The following is a 9,431-nucleotide window of genomic DNA, read 5'->3' on the forward strand; positions in this document are numbered from 1 at the left end:
TTAGACGTGTCCCATCGCATTTCGGTTGGCGTTGCGGATGTAGCAGAACCAGCAGACCACCAGCATCAGGACGTAGGCCCCCACGAATCCGTAGAACGCCGAGGTGTAGGAACCGCTGGCGGTGTTGGAGGCGTTGAGGACCTGGGGGATGATAAATCCGCCGTAGGCGCCGATGGCCGAGATCAGGCCGAGGGCTGAGGACGCGAGCCGCTGGGTGGTGTGCGTGCTTGCCCCGGAGCGGGCGGCCCGGCTGGAGGTGGCGAAGATGATCGGGATCATGCGGTAGGTGGCGCCGTTTCCGAAGCCGCTGGCGGTGAACAGGAGCAGGAACAGGAAGAGGAAGAGCCAGAAGTTCTTCAGCGGCAGGGTCCAGAGCATGGTGAGGGTCATGACGGCCATGGCGGCGAAGGCTGCGACGGTCATGCGGGCCCCGCCCATCCGGTCCGCCATGCGTCCGCCGTACGGGCGGGCCAGGGACCCGACCAGCGGGCCGAGGAAGGCCAGGGACAGGGCCACGGTGCCGACGGAGATCGAGGAGAATGCCGGGAAGTAGTCCTTGATGAGCTTGGGGAAGACGCCGGCGAAGCCGATGAAGGAGCCGAAGGTGCCGATGTACAGCAGCGCCATGATCCACAGGTGCGGCTCTTTGATCGCGGCCAGCGAACCTGCCACGTCGCCCTTGGCGCTGGTGAGGTTGTTCATGTACTTCCAGGCACCGAAAGCCGCCAGCAGGATCAGCGGAACCCACATGAACCCTGCGACGGGCAGGTTCACGGTGCCGGCTGCCAGCAGGGTGATGGCGATCGGCACGGCCAGCTGTGCGACGGCGGCACCGAGGTTTCCGCCGGCGGCATTCAGGCCCAGGGCCCAGCCCTTTTCCCGCGCGGGGTAGAAGAAGGTGATGTTCGCCATCGAGCTGGCGAAGTTGCCGCCGCCGAAGCCGGCCAGCGCGGCCACGAACAGCATGACGCCGAACGGGGTGGCCGGGTTGGCGACGCACAGGCCCAGGCCGATCGTGGGGATCAGCAGCAACAGGGCGGAGACGATGGTCCAGTTGCGGCCGCCGAAGCGGGGAACCATGAACGTGTAGGGGATCCGGAGCGTGGCGCCGACGAGGCTTGGCATGGAGATCAGCCAGAAGATCTCGTTGGTGGAGAACTTGAAGCCGGCGGAGGGAAGCTGGACCACCACGATCGACCACAGCTGCCAGACCACGAAGCCCAGGAACTCGGCGAAGATGGACCAGTTCAGGTTGCGCCGGGCGATCGAGCGGCCGGCCGACGCCCACTGCTCCTTGTTTTCCGCATCCCAGTTGGCGATCCAGCGGCCGGGCCGGTGGTCGAGGGTAAGGGTGCCGCCGGTACTGGCGGCGCCGACCTCTGCGGTGCCGATTTCGGCGGTGCGTTCAGCAGTCACTTGGGAGACCTCCTTGGGGGTGATGTCCTTCAAAGGTAGGGACGCCGCGTTTCCGGGACGGACGCGGTTTATTAACGCGCTGTGACTTTTGCCTATCGGGGCTTTTATGACGGTGTGAGAATAGGTGTGACGACCACCACGTGAGACAACGACACGGAGTCCAAATAGCGGACTATTTGTCCATTGACTGGACGGTGGGAACTATTATCAGACGTATACGAATCCCTAGCCGGCGGCCCCGGGCATCGGGCTCTTGGGGAAATATCCGACCGGTCTTCATGAAAGCGTTACTACATGTCATCCACTGCCACCTCCGCGGAGCATGGGTCCACCAAGCAGGTGAATTCGCGCGGCCGCGTGATTGTCGCCAGCCTGATCGGTACCACCGTCGAGTTCTATGACTTCTACGTTTACGCCACCGCGGCCGTGCTCGTTTTCCCGAAGCTCTTCTTCCCCGGGCAGAACGAGACCACCCAGCTGCTGGCATCCTTCGCCGTGTTCGGCGTCGCGTTCATCGCCCGCCCGCTCGGCTCGGTCATCTTCGGCCACTTCGGTGACAAGTTCGGCCGCAAGGGCACGCTGGTGGCCTCCCTGCTGACCATGGGTATTGCCACCTTCCTGATCGGCTGCCTGCCGACGGCGAGCGTCCCGGGCTGGACCTTCCTGGCCCCGGCGCTCCTCGTGGTCCTGCGCTTCTGCCAGGGCCTGGCCCTCGGCGGCGAATGGAGTGGCGCGGCGCTGCTGGCCACCGAAAACGCCCCGTCGAACAAGCGCGCCATCTATGGCACGTTCCCGCAGCTGGGAGCCCCGATCGGCTTCATCATCGCCAACGTAATCTTCCTGGTCTTCAGCTACACCCTGACACCGGAAGCCTTCATGGAATGGGGCTGGCGGGTCCCGTTCCTGCTCAGTGCCGTCATGGTCATCATCGGTCTCTACGTGCGCCTCAAGCTGATCGAAACCCCGGCCTTCACCAAGGTCCTCGAATCCAACGAGGTTGCCAAGCTGCCGCTGGCACGGGTCTTCAAGACCAGCTGGCGCCCGCTGATCCTGGGCACGTTCATCATGCTCGCCACCTACGTGCTCTTCTACCTGATGACCACGTTCACGCTGACCTACGGCACCCGGGCGTCCAGTCTGGACACGGCCAAGGCCGCCGCCGAAAAGGCCGGCAAGCCGATGACCGAGGCCGCTGCCGCTGCGTTCGTCCCGGGCCTGGGCTACAGCCGGAACGATTTCCTCTGGATGCTGATCGCCGGTGTCGTATTCTTCGGTATCTTCACGCTGGTCTCCGGCCCGCTGGCCGAGAAGTTCGGCCGCCGCAAGATGCTGATCGTTGTCACCTTCGGCATCCTTGCCTTCGGCCTGCTGTTCGTTCCGCTGTTCAGTGCTGGGTTCGCCGGTGCCATGGCGCTGCTGATCATCGGCTTCTCGCTCATGGGCCTGACGTTCGGTCCCATGGGTGCGCTCCTGCCGGAGTTGTTCCCGGGCAATGTCCGCTACACCGGCTCCGCCATCAGCTACAACGTCTCCAGCATCCTGGGCGCTGCCGTGGCTCCGTTCATCGCCGTCTGGCTCTGGGAACTGGCCGGGGGCAGCACCGTGCTGGTGGGTGTCTACCTTGCCGCCATGGCGGTGCTGACGCTGATCGCCCTGTTCGTGAGCAAGGAAACCCGGGACCTCGACTACACCAACAACGTAGCCTGACGTCCGGTCCCCATTCCTGACGGGAGAAGCCCGGTGTGTTCATTGAACACGCCGGGCTTCTGCGTTGGAGGGGCTCAGCTCGCGTAGCGCTCCACAAAGTTCCGCAGGATCTTCATCGGTTCTGTCGCAGTGAACTGCCGGGCGTCGTCCATGAGCATTTCGGCCGATTCCGGCGGGAAGTAGCCGGCATGGCGGTAGATATCGATCCTGGTGACGAGCCCGTCAGCATCAAGCTCGGGGTGGAACTGCGTGGCGTACAGGTTGGTCTTGATCCGGAACATGTGCACCGGGCAGGCGGCCGAGCTGGCCAGCAGCACCGCATGGGAGGGCAGGACGGTGCAGGCTTCCTTATGGCCGGTGAACGCCGTAAAGCTCTCCGGCAGCCCGCGCAGGAGGGGATCCTGCAGCCCCTCCGCCGTCAGTTTGATGGTGACGCCGCCGAGCCCTTCACCGTACGTCCGGTCGATCACGGCGCCCTGGTGCAGTCCGAGGGTGCCGACGCCGTAGCAGGCGCCGAGGAACGGGAAGTCCTCGGCCACGATCCTGTCCAGCAGCCCGGCGAGTTCGCGCTCCACCCGGTGCTGTGCGGCGCTCTTGTGCTCGGCCGGGTCGCTGGAAGTAAAGGGACTGCCGCCCACAATGACGCCCGAATAGTCGGACAACTCAAGCGCGGGCAGCGGGGCGGCTTCCATCCGGATGCGTTGGAGCTGCTCGGGCTGGAGTCCGCAGTAGCGAAGGTAGGCGCGGTATTCGTCCTCGGCGGCGGTGTCTTCCGCGCGCGAGGCGAGGAGCAGGAATGGCTTCACACTCCAAGTCTCTACTGGCCGGTCGCGGACGCGCCAGAGGCGCGCCCGCGGCCGGCAGCGGCGCCGTACCGTGAGCCGCTTACTCCGCGTCGCCGTACCGTGTACCGCTTACTCTGCGGCGCCGTCCTCGATCATGGCGATGATGGCGCCGGCGGACACGGTCTCGCCGGCTGCTGCGGCGAGGCCGATGACGATCCCGGCGCGGTGGGCGGTGAGCGGCTGTTCCATCTTCATCGCCTCGAGCACGACGACGAGATCGCCCTCGGCAACCGTCTCACCCTCGGCGACGGCCACCTTCACGATGGTCCCCTGCATGGGGGAGGTCAGGGCGTTGCCGCTCGCTGCTGCGGGTGCGCCGCCACCGCGGGAGCGCTTCTTGGCCTTGGCCGGCTTGGCGCCTGCGGCGTTGCTGACTGAGCCCAGCGACGCCGGCAGCACGACTTCCAGGCGCTTTCCGCCGACCTCGACGACGACGCGCTGGCGGTCGCCGGCGTCGGCCGCTTCAGCCTCGGCGCCGGTCGGGGTCCAGGCCGGAATGTCATTGACGAAGGTCGTCTCGATCCAGCGGGTGTGGACCTTGAAGGGGCCTTCGGCCGGTGCGAAATCGGGATTGGAAACCACCGCGAGGTCGAACGGGATGACGGTGGGGATGCCCTCCACCACCATTTCCTCCAGTGCCCGCCGGGAGCGCTGCAGGGCCTGGGCGCGGGTGGCGCCGGTGACGATCAGCTTGGAGAGCATGGAGTCGAAGTTGCCGCTGATGACATCGCCCTGCTCCACGCCGGAGTCGACGCGGATACCGGGACCGGTGGGGTTTTTCAGTACCGTGATGGTGCCGGGGGCGGGCATGAAGTTCCGGCCCGGGTCCTCGCCGGTGATGCGGAATTCGATCGAGTGGCCGCGGACTTCCGGGTCGCCGTAGCCGAGCTCCTCGCCGCGGGCCAGCCGGAACTGTTCGCGGACGAGGTCGATCCCGGTGACTTCCTCGGAGACGCAGTGCTCCACCTGAAGGCGGGTGTTGACCTCGAGGAAGGAGATGGTGCCGTCCTGGCCGACGAGGAATTCGCAGGTGCCTGCGCCGAGGTAGCCCGCCTCCTTGAGGATGGCCTTGGAGGATTCGTAGAGCCGGCGGTTCTGTTCCTCGGTGAGGAACGGGGCCGGGGCTTCCTCGACGAGTTTTTGGTTCCGGCGCTGGAGCGAGCAGTCGCGGGTGGAGACCACCACGACGTTGCCGTGGGCGTCGGCCAGGCACTGGGTCTCGACGTGGCGCGGGGCGTCCAGGAAGCGCTCAATGAAGCACTCGCCGCGGCCGAAGGCGGCGGTGGCCTCGCGCACGGCGGATTCGAAGAGTTCGGGGATTTCTTCGCGGGTGCGGGCCACCTTGATGCCGCGTCCGCCGCCGCCGAAGGCCGCCTTGATGGCGACGGGCAGGCCGAACTTGTCCACGAAGTCGAGGATTTCCTCGGCGGATTCGACCGGGTCGGCGGTGCCGGGGACCTGCGGGGCGCCGACCTTCTCGGCAATGTGGCGGGCCTGGACCTTGTCGCCCAGGGCAGAGATCGCCTCGGGGGAGGGGCCGATCCACGTAATGCCGGCATCGATCACCTTGGCGGCGAACTCGGCGTTCTCGGCCAGGAACCCGTACCCGGGGTGGATGGCGTCCGCGCCGGACTGGCGGGCGACGTCGATGATCTTGTCCATCACCAAGTAGGACTCCGCGGCGGTGTTGCCACCGAGCGCGTAGGCCTCGTCAGCGAGCCGGGCGTGCAGCGCGTCGCGATCGGGGTCCGCGTAGACAGCCACCGAGGCGATGCCTTCATCGCGGGCGGCGCGGATGATGCGCACCGCAATTTCTCCGCGGTTGGCGATCAGCACCTTGGTCAGCCGGCGGATGCCCGCGGCTGTAGATGACTGCGTTGATCCCGGCACGGTGGGTGCGGACTGCTCCGAATTTGCTGACAAGGCGTCTCCTTCTTTCCTTCAGGGAGCCTAGCGCGGTTTTGAGGGTTCCGCCGATATTACTTGCGGATTCCGCGCGTATACGGCCCTTCCTTTGTAGGGTTGCCACAAAGGGCGGCGAATTGGCTCACTCCGCCACGCATTCCGTCGTTACTCGGCGCGGATGTCCGCCGGGTCCGCAGCCCCGCCGGTCCAGAGCTCGGTGATGCCCACATTTGCCTGGCCGAGCAGGGCGCGCAGAGTGGAGATGGAAAGCCCGACGACGGTGTGGGGATCGCCGTCGACCTTGCGGATGAACGCCCCGCCGTAGCCGTCGATCGTGAAGGAGCCGGCGCACTGGAGCGGCTCGCCGGTGGCGATGTAGGTCTCGATTTCCTCGGCGCTCATCTCCATGAAGTGCACCTCGGCCGAGGACACCGAGCCCAGGGTGGCGCCGGTGCCGCGCGCGGTGACGTCGCCGTCGTCGTCTTCTGAGTCTGTGTCTGTGTCGCGGCAGTCCACGAGCCAGTGGCCGGTGTGCAGGACGCCCATGCTGCCGCTCATGCGGAGCATACGCTCCCGGGCGACGTCGGCCGTGTAGGGCTTTCCGTGGGCCTCGCCGTCGAACTCGAAGACCGAGTCGCAGCCGATCACGATTGCGCCGTCCGCCTCGGGCAACGAGGCGACGGCCTCTGCCTTGGCCCGGGCAAGCAACAGAGCCGTGTCATGCGGATCCGTCACGCCGTAGCGGGCCTGCACGGCGTCCTCGTCGACGTCCGAGACGAGGACCTCGTGGGCGATGCCGGCGTGGCTGAGCAGCTTGGTGCGGGCGGGGGACTGGGAGGCAAGAATAAGGCGGGTCACGGATCCAGCCTAATCCACCGCAGCACAGCAACACCGGGTCCCGGAAGGGCGCCTGGACGGGGCAGAAGACCCTGTTTGCGGATACCTGACAGTGGTGGAGTTGAACCGGCATCCTAAAAAGAATCGAGCAGCTCATGTCTGGATGGCTGGCGGCAAGCGTTGGCATGGTTGGTGATGGAACATATTTTGGCTGGGACGGTTTCATCATCCAATCCGGAAACCTGATCGTGATCGTCGTGATGATCATCTTGTTCATCCTGGCCTTGGTCCTGCCTTTCCCCGGAGGGAAGCGGCGGAAATGACTGCCCCTGCAACACCGGGACGCGGCGCGCAGGTCGATGAAGCAGGCGCCCGTACCTTGACCGGCAGGGCCCGCCGGTGGCTCCTGAGGAAGCTTCCGCCGGACAAACTTTTGCCCGAGGACCAGCCAAGCTTCGTGGCATCCTGGGCGTACGTATTCGGCATGGGGGCAATCGCGTCCCTACTGTGGATCATCGTTTCCGGGATTGTGCTGGGACTGAACGGACCCCAGTGGTATCACGTGTCCCCGCTGGGGAGTTTCGTCAACAGCACGCATTTGTGGAGCGTGGAGTTCTTCTTCATCTTCATGGTGGTGCACCTGTGGCTGAAATTCTGGATGGCGGCCTGGCGCGGGGGCCGGGTCCTGACCTGGATCACCGGCGTGATCTCCTTTGTCGTTTCCATCGTGGCGGCCTTCACCGGGTATCTGCTCCAGACGAACTTCGACTCGCAGTGGATTGCCTTTGAAGCGAAGGATGCGCTGAACGCGGTCGGCTTAGGCGCTTGGTTCAATGTGGCCAACGTCGGTCAGCTCTTCACCTGGCACGTCACGCTGATGCCCTTGGCCGTGGGCGCTGTGGTGATCCTCCACGTCCTGCTGGTCCGGGTCCACGGCGTTGCACCTCCACTGGATGCCGCGGAGTCCGACGCCCAGCTGCTTCACAACCGCCCGGAGGCCACCGAACCTCCTGAGGCCACCGAACCCGGGGGCGCAGTGCAATGACCAGGAAAAGTAGTACCACGTGGCGGAAGGCGGACGACGTTGCCAGCCGGCCCTGGACGGGCAGCGTCCGCGAATATGACCTCATCAAAGAACTGATCATCGGCGTTGTGGTGGTCGGCCTGCTCGTGTTCGGTGTGTCCGCCATCTTCGGGTCCCCTGATGAGCCCAGCGTCAGCCTCAAGGCGTGGGCCACGGCCGCCCCCGCGGATTTCGTTGGCACCGCCGCGAAAGAGCTTGCCGGCACCAGCGATACTGCCGGATACGGGCCGCCCTACAACTCGACCCCGGACGCGACGCAGAACATCGGCCCCGTGGACCTTCAAAGCCTCTCCGGCGTCCGCCTTCCGGTTGATACCGCCAATGACTTTGTGATCGCCCCGCTGGCGACCCTGCCGTCGCCGCCAGCAGAGCTGGCGAGCTGGACGGCCGCCACGGATCAGCAGCGCTCAGCCTGGGCAACTGCCTATTCGGACGCCCTTGCCGCTGCGCCGGATAACGACCCGGCCCAGGTGGGCGACGGCGACTATGGCCCCGTTCCTGCACTGACCGGAGCGTTGCTGGAGATGGCGCGCCAAGGCAGTTTGGACGGCGTGCTGCAGAACGGTGGAAACTTCTACAACATGGACTACACGCGCGGCCTCCTCTTTTTGGGCGACGGCGGCTACTTCCCGGATCTTGCGGCCAGCCAACACCTCTCCGGGGATCAGTGGGGCGTCATGAACGAAACCGGCGATACGCCTGGGCAGTCCTGGTTGTGGCTCTTCTCGCTCCTTTACCAAGTGGAACCGTTCAAGTCCGCGCCCAATGCCGATGCCCTCGTCGTCGTCACTATGTTCGTGCTGACGGCGTTGCTGGCCCTGCTGCCGTTCATCCCCGGACTACGGTCGCTGCCGCGGGTGATCCCCCTCCATCGCCTGATCTGGAAGGACTACTACCGCAACCGCTGAGTCTGCCGGCAATCCGTGACGCCTAGCATCGGCTGAGGAGCACAGGCGCGTTATTGTCAGAGGTCCCTGAAACACTGGATTCATGGACGGCAATCACGGGCCCGAAGTGGCTCGGGCAGGACACGGCGACACCGGCTTAAGCCGCGCCGGGAGCGATGCCGCCGCCATTCCGGGCACCGCGGAGGCAGCCGTCTCGGACGTGGCGGGCCGGCTGGCCGCCGGACCGCTGGGTTCCGTGAGCATGGCCGCGGACAGTGCCGGGATCATTGACCGGATCCGGGAACTGGAGGACTGGAAGTCCGCCGCGTCGGCGGAACAGGCCCGGCTCGCCGTGGCCTTCGACCTGCTCCAGCGCCGCGAACAAGCCCGGCTCGGGGTCCCGGCCGAGAAGCTCGGCGCCGGTGTCGGCGCGCAGATCGCCCTGGCCCGGCGCGAATCCCCGGCCAGGGGCGGCCGGCTCCTCGGCCTGGCCAACGCCCTGATCACCGAGATGCCGCACACGCTCGCCGCCCTGCAGACCGGTCAGCTCAATGAATGGCGCGCYACCCTGCTCGTACGCGAAACCGCGTGCCTGAGCGCCGCGGACCGGGCCGCCGTCGACGCCGAACTCGCCGCCGATTCGGGCGCGCTGGCGGGCAAGGGCGACCGGGCCATTGTGGCCGCGGCCCGCACCGCCGCGTACCGGCGTGACCCCCGCTCCGTCACCGAACGCGCCGCGCACGCCGCCAC

Annotated in this window: 8 protein-coding genes and 1 pseudogene; 5 read left to right on the forward strand and 4 right to left on the reverse strand. The window is 66.2% G+C overall.

The genetic code is table 11. The features are described 5' to 3' along the window. The gene (locus AC1DRO_RS08140) at window positions 1-1,392 is read right to left on the reverse strand and encodes an MFS transporter (protein ID WP_476950482.1); all 1,392 of its coding nucleotides are present in this window, start codon (window positions 1,390-1,392) and stop codon (window positions 1-3) included. A 318-nt stretch (window positions 1,393-1,710) separates the two neighbouring features. On the opposite strand from AC1DRO_RS08140, the gene AC1DRO_RS08145 reads away from it, so the two are divergent. After that, complete coding sequence (locus AC1DRO_RS08145; RefSeq protein WP_028278342.1) at window positions 1,711-3,123, forward strand: MFS transporter; 1,413 nt, start codon at window positions 1,711-1,713, stop codon at window positions 3,121-3,123. Window positions 3,124-3,197: 74 nt separating this feature from the next. On the opposite strand, the gene AC1DRO_RS08150 is transcribed toward AC1DRO_RS08145, so the two are convergent. The 3 genes from AC1DRO_RS08150 to AC1DRO_RS08160 all read right to left on the reverse strand — a co-directional run bounded on the left by AC1DRO_RS08150 (window position 3,198) and on the right by AC1DRO_RS08160 (window position 6,731). Then, window positions 3,198-3,929, reverse strand: a complete 732-nt coding sequence (locus AC1DRO_RS08150; RefSeq protein WP_476950468.1) for a glutamine amidotransferase — start codon at window positions 3,927-3,929, stop codon at window positions 3,198-3,200. A 108-nt stretch (window positions 3,930-4,037) separates the two neighbouring features. Beyond that, on the reverse strand, window positions 4,038-5,891 hold the full coding sequence (locus AC1DRO_RS08155) for an acetyl/propionyl/methylcrotonyl-CoA carboxylase subunit alpha (RefSeq protein WP_476950469.1): 1,854 nt from the start codon (window positions 5,889-5,891) through the stop codon (window positions 4,038-4,040). Window positions 5,892-6,038: 147 nt separating this feature from the next. Then, window positions 6,039-6,731, reverse strand: coding sequence for a Maf family protein (locus AC1DRO_RS08160; RefSeq protein WP_243179679.1), 693 nt, complete (start codon window positions 6,729-6,731; stop codon window positions 6,039-6,041). 134 nt (window positions 6,732-6,865) lie between these two features. Here AC1DRO_RS08160 and AC1DRO_RS08165 point away from each other — a divergent pair, with 134 nt between their 5' ends. The 4 genes and pseudogenes from AC1DRO_RS08165 to AC1DRO_RS08180 all read left to right on the forward strand — a co-directional run. Continuing rightward, window positions 6,866-7,033, forward strand: a complete 168-nt coding sequence (locus AC1DRO_RS08165; protein WP_476950470.1) for a hypothetical protein — start codon at window positions 6,866-6,868, stop codon at window positions 7,031-7,033. Further along, window positions 7,030-7,755 (forward strand): cytochrome b N-terminal domain-containing protein, encoded by a 726-nt coding sequence (locus AC1DRO_RS08170; RefSeq protein WP_476950471.1) that lies wholly within the window; start codon window positions 7,030-7,032, stop codon window positions 7,753-7,755. Before AC1DRO_RS08165 ends, AC1DRO_RS08170 begins: the two co-directional genes overlap by 4 nt. Continuing rightward, window positions 7,752-8,702 carry a hypothetical protein gene (locus AC1DRO_RS08175; protein WP_476950472.1) on the forward strand — a complete coding sequence of 317 codons (951 nt, stop codon included), beginning with the start codon at window positions 7,752-7,754 and terminating at the stop codon, window positions 8,700-8,702. The genes AC1DRO_RS08170 and AC1DRO_RS08175 overlap by 4 nt, the downstream gene beginning before the upstream one ends. 82 nt (window positions 8,703-8,784) lie before the next feature. Continuing rightward, window positions 8,785-9,431 (forward strand): annotated as a pseudogene (locus AC1DRO_RS08180) (HNH endonuclease); the annotation flags it as partial.

The sequence above is a fragment of the Arthrobacter sp. P4_F11 genome (assembly GCF_056401395.1).